The organism is Enterococcus spodopteracolus, assembly GCF_030441955.1.
Taxonomy (GTDB): Bacteria; Bacillota; Bacilli; order Lactobacillales; family Enterococcaceae; genus Enterococcus_B; species Enterococcus_B spodopteracolus.
Map to the genome: position 1 here is coordinate 1 of NZ_JARJHD010000061.1, position 789 is coordinate 789.

The window sequence follows — 789 nt, forward strand, 5'->3', positions numbered from 1 at the left end:
TGGACTGCAGAAGTTCCTTGGTTTGGTGCACCAAATCCGATGACCGTTTTCACTTCGATCAATGTCGGTTTGTCTGTTTCGGCTTTCGCTTCTTCGATAGCTTTTGAGATGGCTTCTAAATCATTGCCGTCTTTGACCAAGATATGTTGCCAACCATAAGCTTCATAGCGTGCGCCAACATTTTCAGTGAAGGCTTTTGAGGTTGGTCCGTCTAAAGAAATATCGTTTGAATCGTATAAAACGATTAATTTCCCTAATTTCATATGACCAGCCATCGAACTTGCTTCTTGAGACACACCTTCCATCAGGTCGCCATCACCACATAACGCATACGTATAATGATCAACGACGTTGAACTGATCTTTGTTATAGGTCGCTGCTAGATGCGCTTCTGCCATCGCCATCCCCACAGCCATCGCGATCCCCTGACCTAAAGGACCAGTCGTTGCTTCGACGCCGTCCGTATGGTTGACCTCAGGGTGTCCTGGTGTTTTTGAATCCCATTGACGGAATTGTTTCAAGTCATCAATCGTTACTTGGTACCCTGCTAAGTGCAACAAGCTGTACAACATCGCTGAACCATGTCCTGCCGATAAGACAAAACGGTCACGGTCTGCCCAGTTTTTAGAAGTTTTCGGATTCACTTTCAAGTGTTTCGTCCAAAGGGCATAAGCCATTGGCGCGGCACCCATTGGTAACCCCGGATGTCCTGAATTTGCTTTTTGTACTGCATCGACACTCAATGTACGGATCGTATTCACACCAAGCTGATCAATTTTATCAAACAAT

At 45.6% G+C, this 789-nt stretch carries 1 protein-coding gene; it reads right to left on the minus strand.

The genetic code is table 11. The features are described 5' to 3' along the window. A partial coding sequence (locus P3R27_RS14460; RefSeq protein WP_301357589.1) for a thiamine pyrophosphate-binding protein occupies positions 1–788 on the minus strand: 788 nt, incomplete at its 3' end. Position 789: the final 1 nt, after the last annotated feature.